Genomic DNA, 19,842 nt, shown 5'->3' with positions numbered 1-19,842 from the left:
TCTATTCGGCGTTTCGTCTCGCCTCTCCCGAGGAATGGTCAACTCTTCTTTACCTGCCGCACCGATACGAACGGGCTCCGCATCCGTACTGCTGTGCGTCCGAACCGCCCTGCGCCTACGTCTGGGCGGATCCACGACCGGGCAGGAGGCACGGTGCGCTTTTCGCGGAACGCGACGGGAACGCTCTTCGTGGGCGGTGCGATGGCCATGACCCTCGTGGCACTCGCCTACCCGGGCATGCTCGGTCTGAGCAAGGTCTCCACCGCGCAGGACCGCGTCATCGCCAACACCCAGTGGGGGCCGCTCACCGAGCAGGACCGGGACTTCGTGGTGAAGGTGCGGGCCGCCGGGCTGTGGGAGTACCCGGTTGGGCAGATCGGGCTGCAGAAGGGCACCACACCGGCGGTCATCACGGCCAGCAAGCACCTGGTCGACGGGCACGCGGCCCTGGACACCACCTGCCGCAAGATCGCGCCGCTGCTGAACATCACGCTGCCCGACCTGCCGAGCCCCCAGCAGCAGGGCTTCGTCAGCCAGCTGAAGGCGGACAGCGGGAAGAAGTTCGACAGCGACTTCGCCAACATCCTGCGTATGACGCACGGCTCGATCTTCAACACGATCTCGAAGATCCGGTCCACCACCAAGAACTCGCTGGTGCGCGCCCTCGCCGACCAGGCCAACGACACCGTGCTGGACCATATGACGGTGATGGAGAAGACCGGCCTGGTCGATTTCGACCAGACCATCTTCCAGCAGACCACCCCGCCCAAGCTGCCCGACTCCGACCTGACCCCGCCACCTCCGGCCGCCGGTCAGCCGGAGGTGGTGCTCACCCCGCCGCCGAACGCCACGTCGACGCCCGTCGACATCAACGGGCTGACCGGCAACAGCAACGGCGGCACGGGAGCGAGTCCGGGGGCGAGCCCGAGCCCGACGGTGGGTTAGGCCAGCCAGACGGTCGTGTCCGGCGGGAGGGTCGTACCGTCGAGCGGACAACTGGCCAGCAGGACCTCCCCCGGCGGCAGCGGTACGGGCCGGCCGGAGAGGTTGGCCAGGCAGCGCCAGGACTCGGAGCGGGTGAAGTCCAGCACGCCGGCGGGGGCGTCCGGCGTCCAGGTCAGCGTCTCGCCCTCCAGCAGCTTGCGGCGCAGTCGCAGGGCGGTGCGGTACAGCTCCAGGGTCGAGCCCTCCACCTCCGTCTGCGCCTCGACGGCGTACGCCGCGAAGGACGACGGCTGCGGCAGCCAGGCGGCGCCCGGCCCGAAGCCGTACGACGGCCCGCCCGTCGTCCACGGCAGCGGCACCCGGCAGCCGTCCCGGCCCTTGCGGACATGGCCGGTCTGTTCCCAGATCGGGTCCTGGAGCACCTCGGTGGGCAGGTCGGCGACCTCGTGCAGGCCGAGTTCCTCACCCTGGTAGAGGTACGACGATCCGGGCAGCGCCAGCATCAGCAGGGTCGCCGCGCGGGCCCGGCGCAGCCCGGCCGCGGTGTCGATCACGGGCGCGCTGCCGCCGGACAGCAGCCAGGCGGCCGGGTCGGTGCCGGGCGGAAGCATGAGGCGGGAGGCGTGCCGTACGACGTCGTGGTTGGACAGCACCCAGGTGGCGGTGGCACCGGCGGCCCGGGCGGTGGCCAGCTCGTCGGTGATGACCCGGCGGAGCTCGTCGGCGTCCCAACGGGTCTCCAGATACTCGAAGTTGAAGGCCTGGCCGAGTTCGTCGGGGCGCGCGTACAGCGCACGGCGGGGGCCCGGGACCCAGGCCTCGGCCACGGCGGTGCGCGCCGGGCTGTAGGCGTCGAAGATCTTGCGCCAGTCCCGGTAGATCTCGTGGACCTCGTCGCGGTCCCAGTACGGGTGGCTGCCCGGCGGGACGAGCGGCAGGGCCTCCTCACCGGTCGCGCCGATGTTCCCGATGTCCCGCAGCGGCTCGGCGAGGTCCTTGGCGAGGCCGTGGGCGACGTCGATCCGGAAACCGTCGACGCCCCGGGCCGACCAGAAGCGCAGGGTGGTGCGGAAGTCGGCGCGGACGTCCTCGTTGTCCCAGTTGAGATCGGGCTGTTGGGGGGCGAAGAGGTGCAGGTACCACTCGCCGTCCGCGCTCCGCTTCCAGGCGCTGCCGCCGAACACGGACTGCCAGTCGGTGGGCGGGAGTTCGCCGTGGGCGCCGCGGCCCGGGCGGAAGACATAGCGCTCGCGGGCCGGGGAGCCGGGCGCGGAGCGCAGGGCCTCCTGGAACCAGGGGTGCTGGCGCGAGGTGTGGTTGGGGACGATGTCGACGACGACCTTCAGACCGAGCCGGTGGGCCTCGCCGACCAGGGCGTCGAAGTCGTCCAGGGTGCCGAGGCGGGGGTCGACGCCCCGGTGGTCGGCGACGTCGTAGCCGCCGTCGGCCAGTTCCGAGGGGTAGAACGGGCTCAGCCACAGCGCGTCGACGCCGAGGCCGGCGATGTGGTCCAGGCGCTGGGTGATGCCGCGCAGATCGCCGAGTCCGTCGCCGTCGGCGTCGGCGAAACTGCGGGGATAGACCTGGTAGATGACGGCCTGGCGCCACCAGTCGGGGTTCTTGGAGGAGAGGTCCGGGGTGCGGTCTGCCATACGGGATCCCTTCGGGCAGGACGACGGTACAGGTAATCTGTCCAGCTTGCCCGGAAAAGGAACCTTAGGTCGGCATGCCCTAGGCCGCGTTGCGCCACACCTTCACGTCCAGCGTGGCGTACGTCGTCCCGGACGAACCCCGGTAGGTCACCAGGCCCACGTGACCGGTCCCGCTGATGACGCACATCTGCTGGCCGACGGTGAGGTCCTTGACCCAGATGTAGCTCTTGTAGCCGGTCGCCGCCTTGCACACGTCCAGGCTGCCCTGCCGGCCCACGGGCAGCAGGGCGAGGGAGCTGCCTGAGGTGGTGCCGGGGGCGAGGAGCGCGCCCGAGGAGTAGACGGCGTAGGTCAGGTCCTCGTCGGAGGTCCCGGTGTCCGCCTTGGACCGCACGGGGGTGTCCGCGAGGTACAGATCATGGCTCTTGGTCATCCGGATCCCGGCGTACGTCACCGGGACGGGCGCCTTCGAAGCCGCGGGGCTGCTCGCGGCGGTGGCCGGCGGAGCCGAGGGCGCAGTGCGCGTGCCGGTCGGGGACCCCGAAGGACCGCTCGGCACAGCGGACCTGCCGGCCTTCGGCTTCTTCGAGGCCCTGTTGGTCGGGGAACCGGACGCCGACGGCGACGGCGACTGGGACCGCACGGCGGACGTGGCCGACCGCGACGCCGCCACCTCCTGCGCCCGCTCCCCGCCCTTGTCGCCCTTCCCCGGAACGAACAGCAGGGTGACGGCCGCCCCACAGGCGACGAGCACGACGGCAGCCGCGGCCAACAGCCAGGACCGCCCCTTACGGCCCTTGGCGCCCGCGGACACCGGGGCGGTCGACGCGCCGTCCGGACCCTGCGGCCACGCCCCGCCGACCGGAGCGTACGCCGCCGGCGCGGACCCCTGCCCCATGACGAACGGGCCGGGGAGCGCGGCATGGGAGGGAGAGGTGGGAGAGGTCGGCGAGGTGGGAGAGGCGGGCGAGTAGGCCGCGGCCGTCGGCGGACCGAAACCGGGCGGACCGGCGGGGGGCGGGTAAGCGCCAGGAGTGCCGGGCGCATGAGCGGTGCCAGGCGCATGAGGTGCGCCAGGCGTCTCGGCGGTGCCGGGAGCGTAGGGCGCGCCGGCGGTGCCGAAAGCCCCGACAGCACCCGAAGTCCCGGCGGCACCCGACGCCCCCGGGACCCCGGAAGCCCCCGAACCCGCCGAAACCCCCGAAGCGAAACCCCCCTGCCCAGCCCCCCAAGCCTGGTCCGCGCCCGCGGCCCGGGCCCTGATTCCCGCGGCCAGTTCGCCCGGTAGCCACGCCCCGGACGTGGACCGCGCCTCGTCGCCGCGGTAGGCCTGGATCCTCTGGACGGAGTGGATGACCTCCTCGACGGCGGGCCGGTCGGCGGCCGGCTTGCGCAGGCAGGGGGTCACCAGCTCCCGTAGTTCCGGCGGCACACGGCCGAGGTCGGGCTCCTCGTGCACCACCCGGTACAGCACCGCGTGCGGATCCCCGTCACCGAACGCGGCGCGGCCTGTCGCCGCGAACACGGCGGTCTGGCCCAGCGCGAACACGTCGGCCGCGGGGGCCGCCTCCGCGCCGAGCACCTGCTCCGGCGCCATGTAGGAGACCGTGCCCAGGGCCGTACCGCTCTGCGTCAGCGAGGTGGCGTCCGCGGCCCGGGCCACGCCGAAGTCGATCACGCGGGGGCCGTCGGCGGCGAGCAGCACGTTCGACGGTTTGAGGTCCCGGTGCACGATGCCCGCGCGGTGCACCGCCTGCAGCGCCTCCGCGACTCCGGCGATCAGCCGCAGCACGGTGTCGACGGGCAGCGGCCCGTGCTCGCGCACCGCGTCGGCGAGGGAGGGCCCGGGTACGTAGGCGGTCGCGCACCACGGCACGGCCCCCTCGGTGTCGCTGTCCACGACCGGAGCCGTGTAGATCCCGTGGACCCGGCTCGCCGCGGCCACTTCCGCCCGGAACCGCTTGCGGAACTCGGCGTTCTCCGCCAGTTCGGGCCGGATCACCTTGACCGCGACGGCCCGTCCGCCGGGGGTGTGCGAGAGATAGACCCGCCCCATGCCGCCGGATCCGAGCCGGGCCACTAGCCGGTAGCCGCCCACGGTCCGCGGATCGCCCTCCTCCAGCGGCTCGAAACTACCCGCATCGGCCCCACCGTTGCTCAACACGCCGCACTCCACCCCGAGATCCGCTCCGTCGCGCCCCATTGCATCATGGGCCCGTCCGGGGGTTCAGGGCGTCGTCCGGAACGGTCAGGGCCGCTCGACGGTCTCCAGGTACAGCTTCACGTACCGGGCCACGTCGACCTCCAACGCCACGTCCACCAGCGCCTGTTCGCGCCTGCCCTCGTGGATTTCGGACTCGCCGTGGCGGGGACGGCGGTCGACGATCGTCTGGCCCCGGGTCGGACCGGGTGCCAGGGACACCTCGACCGGCAGCAGACGCGTGACGATGCCCTGCGGGTCGGCGACCGCGCACACCGCGCCCGCGTCACCGAGGCCGCCCGCCTCCTCCGCCTCCGGGGCCTCGCCCTGTGCGGTCGGCCGGTGGGCGAGCAGTTCTCCGGCCAGCCGGGTGCCGGGGTCGCTGCTCGCCCGCATCCGGTGCACGTCCGCGGCGTCCACGACGACCTGCGTGAAGACGTCGAGGCCGTACATGGTGATCGGCACGCCCGCGGTGAGCAGGATCGCCGCCGCCTCCGGGTCGTGCCACACGTTGAACTCGGCGACCGGCGTGGCGTTCCCGACGGCCACCGCGCCGCCCATGAAGACGATCCGCTCGATGTTGCGGGTCACCTCCGGGTGGGCGCGCAGGAGCAGGGCGATGTTCGTCAGGGGCGCGGTGGGGATCAGGGTGACCGGGCGCGGCGAGGCCAGGATCTCGCGGCGCAGGAGCGTTACGGCGTCCAGCTCGGACGCGGTGCGCCGCGGCGCGGGCAGGCCCAGGTCGCCCATGCCGTCGACGCCGTGCACGTGCTGCGCCGAGCGGGCCGGCTCGATCAGCGGGCGTTCGGCGCCCCGGCCCACCGGGATGTCCGGGGCGCCCGCCCGCTCCAGCACGGTCAGGGTGTTGCGGACCACGCCGTCGACGTCCGTGTTCCCGGCCACACAGGTCACCGCCCGCAGATCGAGGCCCGGATGGCGCACGGCGAGCAGCAGGGCGAGGGCGTCGTCGACCCCGGTGTCGCAGTCGATGATCACGGGGATGGGCTGACCGGTCACGGCGGACTCCTTCCGTCAAGCCGACCTTGGATCAGTTCCGACCTTAGATCAGTACGGTCACTCCCACAGGGCGGTGCCGCGTTCCGCCACCCGTCCGGCGATCCGGGACAGCAGCTCCGGCAGCGGCAGCTCGCCGGGCCGGCGGCCGTCCCGCAGCCGTAGGGCGGCCAGGCCCGCCGCGGCCTCACGGGCGCCGATCACCGCCTGGTACGGCACCAGGCGCGCGGCGCGGATCCGGGCGCCGAGGCTGCCCTGGTCCGGGTCTGCGAGTTCGGCCCGCAGCCCCAGGGCCACGGCCTCGCGCACGACCGCCGCCGCCTGCTCCGCCTGCTCCTCGGCCACCGGCAGCACCACCAGCTGGACGGGCGCCAGCCAGGCCGGGAAGGCGCCCGCATGTGCCTCGATCAGGTGGGCGACGGCCCGCTCGACGCTGCCGATGATGCTGCGGTGCACCATGACCGGCCGGTGCTTGGCACCGTCGGCGCCGGTGTAGCGCAGGTCGAAGCGGGCCGGCTGGTGGAAGTCGATCTGCACGGTGGACAGGGTGGACTCGCGGCCTGCCGGGTCGGCGATCTGCACGTCGATCTTCGGGCCGTAGAAGGCGGCCTCGCCCTCCGCCTCCTCGTACTCCAGGCCGGACGCGTCCAGGACCTCCCGCAGCAGGACGGTGGCCCGGCGCCACAGCTCCGGATCGGCGACGTACTTCCCGCCCTCCCCGGGCAGCGACAGCCGGTGCCGTACGGCCTCGATGCCCAGGTCGGCGTAGGCGCGGGCGATCAGCTCCAGCGCGGCGCGGGCCTCCTCCACCGCCTGGTCCAGGGTGCAGAAGATGTGCGCGTCGTTGAGCTGGATGGCACGGACGCGGGTCAGGCCGCCGAGGACGCCGGAGAGTTCGGCACGGTGCATGCCGCCCAGCTCGGCGATGCGCAGGGGCAGTTCCCGGTAGCTGTGGGAGCGGGAGCGGTAGATCAGGGCGTGGTGGGGGCACAGGCTGGGCCGCAGTACGACCTCCTCCGCGCCGAGTCTCATCGGCGGGTACATGTCGTCGCTGTAGTGGTCCCAGTGCCCGGAGATCTCGTACAGCTCCCGTTTGCCGAGCGCGGGCGAGTAGACGTGCCGGTACCCGGCCCGGCGTTCGGCCTCGCGGATGTACTCCTCCAGGGTGTGCCGTACGACCGCGCCGTCGGGCAGCCAGTACGGCAGGCCCGCGCCGATCAGCGGGTCGGTGTCGAACAGGCCGAGCTCGCGGCCGAGGCGGCGGTGGTCGGGGAGTGCGTCGTTCATGGGCGGGTCTCCTCGCTGCGGGAGGCGAACACCCACGGCACGCCGAAGCCCCGGGGCGTTCGCCCCGGGGCTTCGATGCTGGTCAGGTGTCAGCGCGCCGGGACGGTCTCCGGCGTCGTCGTGCTCTTCGGGCACTGCTGGGCGCGCTGCATACGGCGACCGTAGCAGCCGCCGTGGGACCGGGCCGACGCAATTTCCGCGCACCGCCCACACGTGTCCGGCGGACCGCTCACCCGGCCCCCGCGGGCCAGTCACCCGGACGGCCCGGAGCGCTGGTGGGCCGCTCGGGCCGGTGGTGCCGTGAGATCAAGCACCGCATCAGCAGGCAGCCCAGGAGGCACTCCATGACCGACGCGATACGCCCACGCGGCCTCCTGTTCTGGCTCATCGTCGCCGGACTCCTCGCCATGGGCGGCTGCGCGGCCCTCGGCCTGAAACAGCCGGAGACCGCAATCCAGCCCCTCCCGACGATCGACAAGGCGTCGCCGACGCCGAAGGCGTCCACGCGGGCCGACGGTGCCTCCCTCACCGACCAGCAGGCGCAGGCCGCGCTTCTCAGCCAGACCGACCTCGGCGCCCCCTGGACGGCGACCCGAGGGGCGGCCACCTGGCGGGACCAGCTGCTGAAGGCGACCACCTCGGCCGGAGTGTGCCAGCGGCTGCTGGACGCCCTCTACACCGACGAACTCCTCGGCGGCCCCGCCCGCGTCGCCATCGGCCTCGACGACGCCGACACCGACGCCCAGCTGCGCTACCAGATCGCCGCCCGCCGCCCCGCCGACGTGGACGCGGCGCTCGCCTGGCTGAAGACGATGCCGGCGCAGTGCGCGCGGTTCACGGCCACCACGGAGACCGGGATCACGGAGGACGTCCAGGTCAACGACGCCCCGCTGCCGGAGGTCGGGGACGCGCGCCAGGGCCTCAGGGTCAGCCTCGCCGCCACCGATTCCGACGGCCGGCACGGCGTGCTCACGCTGGAGGTGGCCGCCGTCCGGGTCGGCCAGGACGCGTTCGCCCTCACCAACGGCGGCCTGGGCGACGTCCCGAACGACGCGACCCAGGCCGCCGTCCAGATCGGCGCCCTGCGCCTGGCGGACATCCGCAAGCAGGGGAGGGCACAGGTGTGAGCCTGGCCGCTTGTCCGGGCGCGGTCCCGGGCCGGCCCCACCACGGACTTCCCCGGGCACCTCCCCCGGCCGGCCCCACCACGGACTTCCCCGGGCACCTTCCCGGGCCAGCCCCTCGGCGGGCTCCCCCAGGCACCTCCCCGGGCCAGCCCCACCGCGAGCTTCCCCAGGCCAGCCCCACCGCCGACTTCCCCGAGCACCTTCCCAGGCCGGCCCCACCACGGACTTCCCCGGGCACCTCCCCCGGCCGGCTCCTCCACGGACTTCCCCGGGCACCTTCCCGGGCCAGCCCCTCGGCGGGCTCCCCCAGGCACCTCCCCGGGCCAGCCCCACCGCGAGCTTCCCCAGGCCAGCCCCACCGCCGACTTCCCCGAGCACCTTCCCAGGCCGGCCCCACCACGGACTTCCCCGGGCACCTCCCCGGGCCAGCCCCTCCACGGACTTCCCCAGTCGCCTCCCCGGGCCGGCCCCACCGCGAGCTTCCCAGCCCCTCCACGGACTTCCCCGAGCACCTTCCCGGGCCGGCCCCTCGGCGGGCTCCCCCAGGCACCTCCCCGGGCCAGCCCCACCGCGAGCTTCCCCAGGCCAGCCCCACCGCCGACTTCCCCAGGCACCTTCCCAGGCCGGCCCCACCGCCGACTTCCCCGGTCGCCTCCCGAGCGCTTTCCCGGGGTTTCTCCTGAGGCTCCTCGCAGGTCCCGGTCCCCGGCTTCTTCAAGGCCTCTCGCCGTGTCTCACAGCGGTGGCTGGGCCGGTGCCGGGCCCAGGGTCGTCGTACCCGGGGTCGTGCGGTGACCGAGGCCGGTGCGGTAGGCGTCCAGGGCGGCGTCGATGCGGCCCGTGCGGCGCAGCAGGTCGCCGAGGAGGCGGCACAGATCGGCCAGGTCGCCGGCGGCGCCCGCGCGTTCCAGCAGGCTGAGCGCGCGGACGTAGTGCTCCTCGGCGGCCTCCGTCTCCCGGGCGTCCTCGGCGATGATGCCGAGCAGGCGGTGGGCCGCGGCGGCGTGGACCGCGCCGCGCTCGGAGGAGAAGTCGCCGAGGACGCCCTCCAGGAGTACGGCGGACTCCCCCGACTTGCCTCGGCGGTGCAGCACGTCGGCCAGCTCTACGGCGGCCTGGCTGCGGTAGAGCGCGGCCCGGCTCTCCGAGAGCATGGCGTACGCCTGGCGCAACTCGGCTTCCGCGCGCTCCAGTTCGCCGTTCTGGGCGCAGACGTAACCGCGCATCCAGTGGCAGTTGGCCAGCTCGGTGCGCAGCCGCAGCCGGCGGTACAGCTCGGCCGCCTTGGCGAGCGAGGCGTCGGCCTCGGTGACCCGGCCCTCGGCGATCAGGGTGCGGGCCACCGAGCGGTGCATCCGGGCGATCAGCGCCGGGTCGCCGGCCTGCGGTGCGAGCGCGAGGGCGAACTCGGCGGCCTGGGCGGCACGGGCGTGCGCGCCCATGTCCATGTACGGGCCGATGACGCTGGCGTAGAGCAGGAGCAGGGCGTCGGGGTCGTGCAGTCCGCCGCGGTTGAGCTCGTCGAGGGTGGATTCCAGGAGGTAGACGGCGTAGCGGAGTTCACCGGCGAGGTAGTGCGCGACCGCGCGGCCCCGGACGGCAGGCACCCGCACCGGGAGGGACTCGTCCGCGAGGTGCGCCTCGGCGCGTTCGAAGAACTCCCGGGCCTTCTCCAACTCGCCGGTCTCCAGCGCGCATTCACCGAGGCCGAGCAGCGCGGTGGTCTGCTCGCAGGCCAGGCCGTGGGTCTCCGCCTCGGCGAGCAGCGCCGCGTACTGCCCGGCGGCCTCCTCGGCCCGGCCGTCGGCGAGGACCCGCTGGGCCTCGGTGAGCCGCAGCCTGAGGTCGGTGGCGAGGTGGGCGGGCCGGCCGACGGCCAGCTCCTCGAAGGCCACGCCGAGCCGGCCGGCGATGTGCCGCAGCGCCTCGTCGGAGGCCCGCACCCGGCCCGCCTCCACGGTGGAGATGTAGGCGGGCGTGTAGGCGGGTTCCGCCAACTGCCGCTGCGTCAGGCCGCGCTGCGTGCGCAGTTGCTGTACACGCCGTCCGATGACCGCAGGGTCGTCCCGTTCCCGCATTGCCTGACCCCCAACTCCCCTGGCACCTCTTGCCGTTGGACCCGTTGAGCCCCTAGGTTAAACGGCGGATTAAGTCTGCTTAATACGTCGCTGTTGTGTTGCGAGGTCGCCGTGCCCGGACGTACATCCGCACCCTACGGAAACACCACCGCACGCAGGGCCGTAGCCGCAGCGTTGATCGCCGCGGCGGCCCTGATCCTCGCGGCGAACGCAGGCCCGGCCCGTGCGGCGGAGCCCGGACCGAACGCCGACCGGACCCAGCAGTCGGCACCCGAGAGGTGAAGGGTCAGCCTGGCTTGAACCCGGTAAAGGGCTTCCCGGCCGGAACGACCGACCCTCCCGCCCGCCCCGCCGGCAGCCTACGCTGCGAACATGACCTCTGCCGCCGCCCGTACCGCCCTGGACCTGACCTCCGACCTCCCGGTGCCGCGGTGGGAGGACTTCTACCGCGACCTGCACCGCCACCCGGAGCTGTCCCTGCGCGAGCACCGCACCGCCGGGACGCTGGCCGGTCGGCTGCAGGGCGCCGGGTTCGAGACCGTCGAGGGCGTCGGCGGCACCGGGGTCGTGGGCCGGCTGGCCCATGGCGACGGGCCGACCGTGCTGCTGCGGGCCGACATGGACGCGCTGCCGGTCCAGGAGGCCACCGGGCTGCCGTACGCCTCGGAGGCTGACGGGGTGATGCACGCGTGCGGGCACGATCTGCACGTCACCTGGCTGACCGGGGCCGCCGAGGCCCTGGCCGCCGGGCGGGAGACCTGGCGGGGCACCCTGCTGGTGGTGGGCCAGCCGGCCGAGGAGACCGGGCAGGGCGCGGCCCGGATGATCGCGGACGGGCTGTACGAGCGGTTCGGCCGGCCGGACGTGCTGCTCGGCCAGCATGCCACTCCGGGCCTGGCGGGCCTGTACCCGCACGCGCCCGGCCTGATCATGTCGGCGGCGACGGACGTGGACATCGTGGTGCACGGCCGGGGCGGGCACGGTTCGCGTCCGGAGGCGACCGTGGATCCGGTGGTGACCGCCGCCTACCTGGTCACCCGCCTGCAGACGGTCGTCTCCCGGGAGCTGGCCGCCGGCGAGTCCGCCGTGCTGACCGTGGGCAGGATCGAGGCCGGCACCCGGCACAACATCATCCCGTCCGAGGCCCGCATCTCGCTGAACCTGCGCAGCCAGTCCGAGGAGGTACGGCAGCGGATGCTGGCCGCGATCCGGCGCATCGCGCAGGGCGAGTGCCTGGCCGCCGGCTGCCCGCGCGAGCCGGACGTCACCATCGGCAACACCTTTCCCGTGACCGTGAACGACGCGCCCACCGACGCCACGGTGGCCGCCGTGCACGGCGAGGTCTTCGGCGCGGGCACGGTGTTCGACCCGGGCCCGGCGATGGGCAGCGAGGACTTCCCCGCGCTGGCGCTCGACGGTGCCATCCCGTACTCGTACTGGTTCGTGACCACCACCCCGGCCGAGGTGTGGGACAAGGCCCCCGGCGACACCCTCCCGGAGAAGTTCGCGGCCGTACCGAGCAACCACAGCCCGCACTTCGCCCCCGACCTGTCCATGATCGCCCCCGGCGTCCGCACGCTCGTCTCCGGGGCCTTGGCACTGCTGTCGGTGGCCTGACGGTCGGCCCTGCCAGGGTCTACTGGGCGGCCTGAAGCTGCCGCAGCTGCCGCTGGACGTTCTCCAGCGCACCCTGCCGGCGGCCCGGCACCCGCAGCCGCAACTCCGCGAGTCCTGGCCCGAGTTCACGGGCCCGCGCCGCGTCCGTGATCCGGCCCCACTGGTGGTGCGCCCGGTCCACGGCCGCCTCCACGGCAGGCGCGTCGACGGCCTGCCCGGCGGCCAGCCGCACTCCGGCGACGGCGAGCCACGCCCGGCAGCTGCGCTCCGCGTCCCCCGCGAACATCGCGAGATCCGCCCGGACTTCGGCCCAGTGCAGGGCTTCGTCGGAGGCGGAACCATAAGCACCCACGGCAAGCTGCTCCTGCCGAGCGGCCAGTACGTCGGCATCACCGTGCCGCCCACCCCGCACGGCTGCGCTGATGGCGGCGTGGGGATCCTGCTGGGTGCCGGGCGGAAGCGGGACCTGCGTGACGGCGTGCGGGGCCTGGTCGGTGCCGGGTGCCGTGGGCGCCTGGCCTTGCAGCCGGCCGAGTCGGGTGGACGGGTGGGCGAACGGGGGTCTGGGGGCGGAGCCCCCAGGGACGGCCAGCACCAGGTCACGCCCAGCACTCGACTCGGCGATCCGAGCCAGCGCCTTCTCGTGCAACTGAACAAGCGGCGGCCGGTGCCCACTGCGCAGCAACGTCGCCACGGCCTTCATGTACGCCGGCTCGGCCACCCCCCGCCGCCCGCCCACCGGCGCCACACGACCGTAAACGGCGGCATTCGCACCGCAGTCCAGCCCGCGCTCGGCGACGTACCGCCACGCCTCCTCATCCGCATGCACGTCCACGACCAGCGCCGTATCCACAGCGGAGCGCAACCGCAGCTCCTCCCGTATCCAGTGCCACGGCAGCCCGGTGTAACGAACCGTCGCCGCGGTGGTGCGCGCCAGCGCCAGATGCGGCAGCCGCTGCCGGCGGTCCAGCTGGAGCTGGCCGGCGATGTACAGGGTCAGCGGCCCGGGCGCGGCCGCCGCTGCGCGCAGCCGGGTCAGCACGGCCTGCGGCTCCAGCGGGTCGGCGAGTTCCACGACGTTCGCTGTGTCGGTGCCGGACAGCACGGCGGGCGCCACGGCGGCCAGCACCGGCAGCACACCGGCCGCGTCCACCAGCCGCCCCCGGCCCACCGGTGAGGCGGCGAGCAGCAGCACGGTTCCGGCCATCGGTCCTCCCCCTGTAGCCCCTGTCGGCCCCGCCGACCCTCTCGACCCTGGTCGGCTCTCCACGCTCTCCAGCCAGCACCGTAACCGCTGCGGCTGCAAACGCGCGCCCCGGGAAAGCCTCAGGACCGCAAACGTCCCTCTTCGCCGTCTTCGCCCGCCGCCTCCCGCGCCCGCCGCACGGCGAACACCGTGGTGTCGTCGCTCAGCCGGCCGCCGCTGTGCCGCAGGACGCCGTCGCGGACCAGCCAGACCAACCGCGAGGGCCCGGCCCGGTCCGGCCCGGCGCCGGCCGCGGGCGCGAGCTCCAGGGCCAACGGATAGAAGGTGCCCCGCCGGTCGCGGGCCTCGGTCACCCCGTCGGTGACCAGCAGCAGGGTCTCGTCGGCGGCGAGCGGCACCCGGTGCACGGGCGGCAGACCTTCCACGAGGTCGCCGAAGCCGAGCGGCAGCCCGTCGCCGCTGGGCAACTCGCGGACTCCGCGCGGGCCGATGGCGAGCGGGGGCTCGTGGCCGAAGTTGACGACGTCGATGCTCTCCTCCGCGTCCTCGGGGAAGCCGATCAGCACGGCGGTGGCGAACCGGTCGCCGTCCTCACGGCCGAGCGCGGTGGTGTGCCGGCGGTGCCGCAGCATCCGCATCTCCAGGCGCTCGGCGACGGTCGCGAGGTCCGCCTCGTGGTAGCCGGCCTCGCGGAACGTGCCGAGCAGCGCGGCGGCCGTCTCCACCGCGCCGAGCCCCTTGCCCTGCACATCGCCGACGAACAGGCGGGTGCCGTGCGGGCCGGGCTGGATGTCGTAGAAGTCGCCGCCGACCCGGGCGTCGACGTCGGCCGCCAGATACACCCCGGCGTGCTCCAGTCCGCCCCAGCGCGCGGGCAGCGGGCGCAGCACGGTACGGCGGGTGGTCTCGGCGATGTCCTGGATGTGCAGGGTCTGCCGCTCCTTGCGCAGGCGCACGGCACAGGCGATCACGGCCAGCAGGCCGCCGACGGCGACCAGGACGAAGTCGCCGAGACCGGCCCGGTACTCGCCCGGCCAGGCACTGTCGACGGCGACGTACGTCGCCACCGCCAGCACGGCGAAGGCGCCCGTCGTCCACACCCCGCAGATCGCGGCGGCCGTACCGGGGACCAGCACGATCCAGGTGATGATCCGGAACCGCTCGCTGGTGTTGAAGTCCAGCAGCACGATGCCGACGAGCAGCAGCAGGGGAGGTACCCAGCCGAGGTTCCGGCCGAGCTTCCGGCCGCGGACGCGCAGCGGCCGACGCCGCCGGCCGTACTCGATGTCCGTCACGGCGGGCAGCCCTCCATGTGTCTCGGCATCTCCCAGCGAAACACGGGAGAGAACCCGCCGCATCCGGGCACCCGTCACCCTCCTGGCCGACTTGCCAGGCCATGCCCCCAGGTGTGCTCTGGAAGGCGGGGGCGAGGAGAGAGAGGAGTGCTCTCATGGCTCAAGCGGCACCCGTGCCCGGCGGCATGTCCCGCCCCGGCCGCAGGGAGATCGGAGAACGGGTTCCCGGTGGGCGGCGCACCCGTCCGCCCGACGTCTTCGACGCACGCACCCACCGCATCGCGCACTTCGCCGTCCCGGTCGTACTGGGCCTGATCTACGGCTACTGGGTCGCGGCCGACGCCCGCCAGGGCGGCCCCATCACCGGCGGGAACCTGCTGCTCGGCTGGCTCAGCGCGCTGGTGTTCGCGGTGGTGTCCATCGCCCTGCTGAGGCTGGCCCCGAGGATGACGCGGGAGCTGCACGCGCTGCTGTGGTCGGCGTTCGCCGGCATCGCGTTCGGCTTCGTGTACATCCAGACGCCGCACTCGGTCTGGCGGACCGTGATGATGTCGCTGATCGTCGCGGGGTGCACCTTCGGGACGTTCTTCTACCGCTACTACACGCGCGAGGACGCGTTCGGGCACCGGGTCCGCTGACCCGCGAGGGCCGCGCAAGCCGCGAGAGCCGCGAAGGTGTGAACGTGGGTCCCGGCGGGCCGGGACCCACGCCTCCCCCGTAATTCCCCACTTCCCTCACCCGGCCTTGCACCGGTCTCCCCCCAACACCAGGAAACACCCGTTCGGGTGAACCCTCCACCGGAGATCGGAGTCCCCAGTTCCGCCAAGGGGTGCGGGTCTTCGCCCGAATGCGCGCGCCCCGCTCGCGTTCGCGCCCGCGGGGCCGTTGGCTGGAAACGTGCCCCCACGCATCAGGAGCGCCCTGTCGGCCGTACTGCTCGCCCTGTCCTGCCTCCTCGTGCCGTTCGGCGCGCTGGCGGCCTGGGCGGCGTACGGGCTCGCCGACACGGGCCGGTACGTCACCACGATGGCACCGCTGGCCGCCGACCCGAACGTGCGGGAGGCCGTCGCGGACACGGTCGGTGACGGCATCCTGCGCGCGGTGGACCGGCATCTGGACGTCCGCCCGGCGGGCGGCTCCGTCCGCCCGTTCGTACGTGACGCGGTGCGCTCCTTCACCCAGACCGAGGCCTTCCGGCTGGCCTGGGACACCGGCAACCGGGTCACCCACGACGCGGTGATGCGCGCCCTGCGCGACGAGGAGGACGACGAGGCGGCCGGGCGGGCGGTCACCGTCGACTTCGCCCCCGTCACCGACCAGGTCAAGCGTCAGCTGACCCGGGACCATGTGCCGATCGCCGCGCGCATCCCCGTGGAGCACACCGCGGTCTCGGTGCTCCCGGCAAGCGAACTGGCCTCATTCCGGAAGGGTTTCCACGTGCTCGAAGTAGCCGGTTTCTGGCTGCCGGTGGCGGCCGTCGCGTTCGCCGCCACCGGGATCGCCCTCGCCGTCCACCGCCGCCGCGCCGTCGCCGCGACCGCGCTGGGCACGGCCCTGGGCGGCGGTGTGCTGGCCCTGGCCGTGGCCGTCGGCCGCAGCCTCACCCTGGCCGACCTGCCCGCCGACGTCCCCCACCCGGCGGTCGGCGCGGTCTACGACGCCCTCACCGGGACCCTGCGCACGGCGGCCTGGCTCCTGCTGGGCCTCGGCCTCACGGTGGCGCTGACCGCATGGCTGACCCGCCGCCTCCGCCTGACCCGCCGCACCCGCCCCTCCGCCCCACCGGTGTCGCCCCCACCCCCGTCTCCGTCCCAGACCCCGACCCGAGCCCAGGCCTGACGCCCCCGGCGCATCCGCCGTCCCCAGTCTGTGGATATCTGTACGGGGTTCGGCGAGGACGAGCCGACAGCGCGTCTCACCATCGCTGGGACGGTGTCCTTCCGCCTCTCGATTTCCCGGCGCGCGGTGGAACGCCCACCGTAGGCTCGGCCCGTGAACCGTCGCCCCGGACGCAGGCTCGGTGCCTGGTGTGCGGGGCCGTCGTACTCGGCGTGCTCGCCTGGTACGTCCAGCCGTACGACGACACCACCGACCCCGGCGGCCCGCCACTCGCCACCCTGCGCGTGCTGACCTCCAACGTGGAGTTCGGGCGCGGCGCTCCCGCCCTGGTCCCGCGGATCCGGGACCGGCGCCCGGACGTCGTCTTCGTCGAGGAGTGCGAGTTCACCTGCCAGGCCACGCTGGAGGCCGACTTCGAGACCGCCTATCCCTACCGGCAGGCGGTCCGCGCGGCCGGCTCCCACGGCTCGCTCATCCTCAGCCGCTATCCCTTGAAACCGACGGCCGGTGTCCCCGGCACCATGGGCATGCCCGGCGCGATCGCCGACGTACACGGCCACGCCGTACGCCTCCAACTCGCCCACCCCATGCCTCCGCTGCCGGGCCAGGTCGGCCTGTGGCGGCGCGAACTCGGCGGGCTCCGCACCTTCGCGGCCGCCGACCCCCGTACGCCCACCGTCCTGGCCGGCGACTTCAACGCCACCCAGGACCACGCGGCCTTCCGCCGCATCCTCGACACCGGCCTGACCGACGCCGCCCGTCTCGCCGGACACGACCACGCCGCCAGCTGGCCCGCACGCACCGCCTCCGTCCTCGGCGCCCAGATCGACCACGTCCTGCTCTCCCCGGACTTCACCGCGACCGACGCCCACTTCCTAGGCGTGTCCGGCAGCGACCACCGGGCCCTCGTCGTGGACGTCACCCTGCACCGGCGCGGGTGAGTTCGGGGGGGGGACCAGGGCGCCGACCTGGGACGACTCCGGTCGGCGGGGAGCGAACCGGTGATAATGGCCGCATGTCGCGAGAGTTCCCCATCGGCCTCACCCCTCCCGACTGGCTGGTCCGGAACCTCCGCCCCCAGCAGGCCCCCGTCAACAAGGCCGCCGTCGCCCGCGCCGCCCTCGCCATGGCCCTCCCCCTGGCGATCGGCCTCGCCACCGGCTACCCGGCGTACGGCGCCCTCGCCTCCATGGGCGCCCTGTCCGGCGTCATCGGCGACACCGCCGACGCCTACCGCATGCGCATCCTCAACATCGCCGTCCCGCAGCTCTTCGGCGCGGTCGGTGTGGCGCTGGGCGCGCTGGTGTACGGCCACGGCTGGTACGCGGTGGCCGTGCTGACCGGGATCGCGCTGCTCTCCGGCATGATCTCGACGATCGGCGCGGTGGCCTCGGTCTCCGGCCTGCTCCTGCTCCTGAACTGCGTGGTGGGCGCGGGCCTCCCGCTGCCCCGCCCCTGGTGGCTGGCCCCGGCCCTCATGACGGGCGGCGGCCTCCTGGTCCTCCTCCTCGCCCTCCTGGCCTGGCCGTTGCGCTCGGGCGTGCCCGAACGCGCGGCGGTGGCGGCCTCCTACCGCACCCTCGCCACGCTCCTCACCGTCTCCGGCACGGACCACATCGAGGAGTACGACGAGGCCCGCCGGATGGTCACCCAGTCCCTCAACCAGTCCTACGACCTGATCCTGGCCCGGCGCGCCCGCCACCACGGCCGCAGCCGCGAACTCACCCGTCTCCTCGCCCAGTTGAACGCCGTCATCCCGGTGGTCGAGGCGGCCCCCGCAGCCCACCTGGCGGCCCGCCCCCTGCCGCCCGAGATCCCGGAGGCGGTCCACCACCTCGCCCAGGCGGTGGAGACGGGCTACACGGGCCCGATAGCCCTGCACCTCCCGGTACCGACGACGGAGACGGCCCGCGCGGTGGACCACGCCCTGCGCCACACGGCCGAGGTGGTGACGGCCCCCGACGTGGACCCCCGGGGCATCGACGACCGCCTGGGCCGCCCGGCGGCGCTAAGCATCCGCACGGCCAGAGCGGCCCGCAACGTCGTACTCTCCGCCAACTCCTGGCGCTACGGCCTGCGCCTCGCGGTCTGCATCGGCGTCGCCCAGGCCCTGGTGTCGTTGATCCCCGTTCCCCGCTCCTACTGGGTGGCCCTGACGATCACCTTCGTCCTGAAGCCCGACTTCGGCTCGGTCTTCTCCCGCGCCCTGCTGCGCGCCCTCGGCACGGTGGCGGGCCTGGTGATCGCGGCGGTGGTCCTGGCGGAGGTCCCGATGGGCTGGTGGGACGTCCTCGCGATGCTGCTCCTGGCCCCCTTGATCCCGGCGCTGACCCCCCGCGGCTACGGCTACCAGACGGCAGCCATCACCCCGGTGATCCTCCTCCTGTCGGACATCCTGAACCACCAGGGCACGGCGTTGCTGCTGCCCCGCCTGGCGGACTCGCTCCTGGGCTGCGCGATCGCCCTGACGGCCGGCTACCTGCTCTGGCCGGAGAGCTGGCGCACCAGGGTCGGCGACCGGCTGGCCGACGCGGTGGCGGACACGGCGCGGTACGTGGAGACGGCGTTCACCGCCGACGGGGACCCCGCCGAGCGGGCCCGCATGCGCCGCCGCCTCTACCGCGACCTCTCGGTGATCCGTACGGAGTTCCAGCGGGCCCTGACCGAACCACCGCCGACCGGCCGCCGCGCGGCCGCGTGGTGGCCGCTGGTCGTGGCGGTGGAACGTATCGTCGACGCGACGACGGCGGCGCGCGTCCGCGTGCGACACGGGGCGGCACGCCCGTCCGCGGCCGAGATCACCCAGGTGGTCCTGCAACTCCGGGAGCTTTCGGAGGGCGTACGGGACGCCGAAACCCTGACCCCGGTCCGCACTGACCTCACCGGTCCCGCGAACAGCGTCCTGGAGCCGCTCCGCCAGGAGGTCGCGGCGGCCCGGTCGATCGCTTCCCCCCACTGAGTGCTTCGCTAACCTTACGTGTCCGTCCTGGCCAGGGATCGACGTGGATCAACTCACGTGAAGGGTTGCACACATGGGCATTCTCACTCTCCTGCGGAACGCATTCAGCCGCTCCCGCAAGGGACGAGCCACGGAGGCAGAGGGTGCTGACCGCCTGCCGGCGCAACCGGAAACCCCCCAGCCCACGGCCCCCGCGGCCGACCCCACCGTCCCCGAACCCCGCCGCTCCTCCTCCGAGGAACACGACCTGGTGGCAGCGGCCTTCAACAACATCAAGGTCCCCCGCCCCTCGAAGGCGGAGTCCACGGTGACGACCGAGGCCGAGGCCCCCGCCGCCCCAACGGCCGAGACCGAGCAGCCGTCCGATCCGACACCCGCCCAGACGACCGAGTCCGCTGAGCAGGTCCGGGAGACGGCCGAGCCGGAGGTCACGGAGACGGCCGAGGCTGTGGCACAGGCCGAGCCGGAGGCCGCGCAGACCGCCGAGACCGAGGCACAGACCGAGCCGGAGATCACGCAGACCACCGAGACCGAGGCACAGACCGAGCCGGAGATCACGCAGACCACCGAGACCGAGGCACAGACCGAGCCGGAGATCACGCAGACCACCGAGACCGAGGGA

At 73.7% G+C, this 19,842-nt stretch carries 13 protein-coding genes and 2 pseudogenes; 8 read left to right on the top strand and 7 right to left on the bottom strand.

The window, feature by feature from the left end:
- The first annotated feature begins 189 nt into the window (after positions 1-189).
- Positions 190-945 (top strand): DUF4142 domain-containing protein, encoded by a 756-nt coding sequence (locus AB0M27_RS30765; RefSeq protein WP_365726454.1) that lies wholly within the window; start codon positions 190-192, stop codon positions 943-945.
- Here AB0M27_RS30765 and AB0M27_RS30760 read toward each other — a convergent pair.
- The 4 genes from AB0M27_RS30760 to thrS all read right to left on the bottom strand — a co-directional run bounded on the left by AB0M27_RS30760 (position 942) and on the right by thrS (position 7,098).
- Complete coding sequence (locus tag AB0M27_RS30760) at positions 942-2,597, bottom strand: glycoside hydrolase family 13 protein (RefSeq protein WP_365726398.1); 1,656 nt, start codon at positions 2,595-2,597, stop codon at positions 942-944. The two genes, AB0M27_RS30765 and AB0M27_RS30760, sit on opposite strands and share 4 nt — an antisense overlap.
- A gap of 79 nt (positions 2,598-2,676) precedes the next feature.
- Positions 2,677-4,761 carry a protein kinase gene (locus AB0M27_RS30755; protein WP_365726396.1) on the bottom strand — a complete coding sequence of 695 codons (2,085 nt, stop codon included), beginning with the start codon at positions 4,759-4,761 and terminating at the stop codon, positions 2,677-2,679.
- An 84-nt stretch (positions 4,762-4,845) separates the two neighbouring features.
- Positions 4,846-5,814, bottom strand: a complete 969-nt coding sequence (locus AB0M27_RS30750; RefSeq protein ID WP_365726393.1) for a nucleoside hydrolase — start codon at positions 5,812-5,814, stop codon at positions 4,846-4,848.
- A gap of 57 nt (positions 5,815-5,871) precedes the next feature.
- Positions 5,872-7,098 carry a threonine--tRNA ligase gene (gene thrS / locus AB0M27_RS30745; protein WP_365726391.1) on the bottom strand — a complete coding sequence of 409 codons (1,227 nt, stop codon included), beginning with the start codon at positions 7,096-7,098 and terminating at the stop codon, positions 5,872-5,874.
- Positions 7,099-7,442: 344 nt separating this feature from the next.
- Between thrS and AB0M27_RS30740 the strand changes: the two genes are divergently transcribed.
- Positions 7,443-8,225 (top strand): hypothetical protein, encoded by a 783-nt coding sequence (locus AB0M27_RS30740; protein WP_365726389.1) that lies wholly within the window; start codon positions 7,443-7,445, stop codon positions 8,223-8,225.
- A 734-nt stretch (positions 8,226-8,959) separates the two neighbouring features.
- Here the strand turns inward: AB0M27_RS30740 and AB0M27_RS30735 are convergent.
- Positions 8,960-10,303, bottom strand: a complete 1,344-nt coding sequence (locus AB0M27_RS30735; protein WP_365726387.1) for a helix-turn-helix transcriptional regulator — start codon at positions 10,301-10,303, stop codon at positions 8,960-8,962.
- A gap of 372 nt (positions 10,304-10,675) precedes the next feature.
- Here AB0M27_RS30735 and AB0M27_RS30730 point away from each other — a divergent pair, with 372 nt between their 5' ends.
- Positions 10,676-11,920 carry an amidohydrolase gene (locus AB0M27_RS30730; protein ID WP_365726385.1) on the top strand — a complete coding sequence of 415 codons (1,245 nt, stop codon included), beginning with the start codon at positions 10,676-10,678 and terminating at the stop codon, positions 11,918-11,920.
- A 19-nt stretch (positions 11,921-11,939) separates the two neighbouring features.
- On the opposite strand, the gene AB0M27_RS30725 is transcribed toward AB0M27_RS30730, so the two are convergent.
- A complete protein-coding gene (locus AB0M27_RS30725; protein ID WP_365726383.1) occupies positions 11,940-13,127 on the bottom strand; it encodes a hypothetical protein in 1,188 nt (395 codons plus the stop codon).
- Positions 13,128-13,246: 119 nt separating this feature from the next.
- Positions 13,247-14,422 carry a PP2C family protein-serine/threonine phosphatase gene (locus AB0M27_RS30720; protein WP_365726381.1) on the bottom strand — a complete coding sequence of 392 codons (1,176 nt, stop codon included), beginning with the start codon at positions 14,420-14,422 and terminating at the stop codon, positions 13,247-13,249.
- Positions 14,423-14,577: 155 nt separating this feature from the next.
- On the opposite strand from AB0M27_RS30720, the gene AB0M27_RS30715 reads away from it, so the two are divergent.
- From AB0M27_RS30715 to AB0M27_RS30695, 5 genes and pseudogenes are all read left to right on the top strand, one after another.
- Positions 14,578-15,060, top strand: coding sequence for a hypothetical protein (locus AB0M27_RS30715; protein WP_365726379.1), 483 nt, complete (start codon positions 14,578-14,580; stop codon positions 15,058-15,060).
- A 259-nt stretch (positions 15,061-15,319) separates the two neighbouring features.
- Positions 15,320-16,261, top strand: a complete 942-nt coding sequence (locus tag AB0M27_RS30710; protein WP_365726377.1) for a hypothetical protein — start codon at positions 15,320-15,322, stop codon at positions 16,259-16,261.
- Positions 16,262-16,449: 188 nt separating this feature from the next.
- A pseudogene (locus AB0M27_RS30705) lies at positions 16,450-17,202 on the top strand (endonuclease/exonuclease/phosphatase family protein); the annotation flags it as partial.
- Between the two features lie 74 nt (positions 17,203-17,276).
- Positions 17,277-19,220, top strand: coding sequence for an FUSC family protein (locus AB0M27_RS30700; protein WP_365726375.1), 1,944 nt, complete (start codon positions 17,277-17,279; stop codon positions 19,218-19,220).
- A 73-nt stretch (positions 19,221-19,293) separates the two neighbouring features.
- A pseudogene (locus AB0M27_RS30695) lies at positions 19,294-19,842 on the top strand (Toxic cation resistance protein); the annotation flags it as partial.

This window comes from Streptomyces sp. NPDC052107, from assembly GCF_040680215.1.
Lineage (GTDB): Bacteria > Actinomycetota > Actinomycetes > Streptomycetales > Streptomycetaceae > Streptomyces.
Note: the sequence above shows the minus strand (reverse complement) of the source record. Positions and strands in the feature narration are given on the sequence as shown.

What these genes read in the sequence shown, in the direction of transcription:
- AB0M27_RS30760 (WP_365726398.1), bottom strand. Translation starts at nt 2,597, where the DNA reads ATGGCAGACCGCACCCCGGACCTCTCCTCCAAGAACCCCGACTGGTGG.
- thrS (WP_365726391.1), bottom strand. Translation starts at nt 7,098, where the DNA reads ATGAACGACGCACTCCCCGACCACCGCCGCCTCGGCCGCGAGCTCGGC.
- AB0M27_RS30740 (WP_365726389.1), top strand. Translation starts at nt 7,443, where the DNA reads ATGACCGACGCGATACGCCCACGCGGCCTCCTGTTCTGGCTCATCGTC.
- AB0M27_RS30735 (WP_365726387.1), bottom strand. Translation starts at nt 10,303, where the DNA reads ATGCGGGAACGGGACGACCCTGCGGTCATCGGACGGCGTGTACAGCAA.
- AB0M27_RS30730 (WP_365726385.1), top strand. Translation starts at nt 10,676, where the DNA reads ATGACCTCTGCCGCCGCCCGTACCGCCCTGGACCTGACCTCCGACCTC.
- AB0M27_RS30725 (WP_365726383.1), bottom strand. Translation starts at nt 13,127, where the DNA reads ATGGCCGGAACCGTGCTGCTGCTCGCCGCCTCACCGGTGGGCCGGGGG.
- AB0M27_RS30715 (WP_365726379.1), top strand. Translation starts at nt 14,578, where the DNA reads ATGGCTCAAGCGGCACCCGTGCCCGGCGGCATGTCCCGCCCCGGCCGC.
- AB0M27_RS30700 (WP_365726375.1), top strand. Translation starts at nt 17,277, where the DNA reads ATGTCGCGAGAGTTCCCCATCGGCCTCACCCCTCCCGACTGGCTGGTC.